The organism is Klebsiella sp. HN106 (assembly GCF_051209435.1).
Classification (GTDB): Bacteria; Pseudomonadota; Gammaproteobacteria; order Enterobacterales; family Enterobacteriaceae; genus Klebsiella; species Klebsiella oxytoca.
Window position 1 is genome coordinate 1 of record NZ_JBLURD010000156.1, and the last position, 345, is coordinate 345.

The following is a 345-nucleotide window of genomic DNA, read 5'->3' on the forward strand; positions in this document are numbered from 1 at the left end:
GGTAAAAAGCTGCTGGTCAGCGCCGGCACCTGGGTCACCCGCCTGCTTCCGGACCTCCCTATCCAGCCGGTACGCAAGGTGTTCGCCTGGTACCAGGCCGATGGCCGTTACAGCAGCAAGAATCACTTCCCGGCCTTCACCGGCGAGTTGCCCAACGGCGATCAATATTACGGTTTCCCGGCGGAAGATAATGAACTGAAAATTGGCAAGCATAACGGCGGCCAGCCGATCTCCACCCCGCAGGAGCGGGTAGCGTTTGGCGCTGTCGCCAGCGATGGTTCCGAATCCTTCCCGTTTTTGCGTAACGTCCTGCCTGGCATCGGCGGCTGCCTGCACGGCGCCTCC

At 61.7% G+C, this 345-nt stretch carries 1 pseudogene; it reads left to right on the top strand.

The window, feature by feature from the left end:
- Positions 1–345: pseudogene (solA, locus tag ACSIPU_RS30755) on the top strand (N-methyl-L-tryptophan oxidase); the annotation flags it as partial.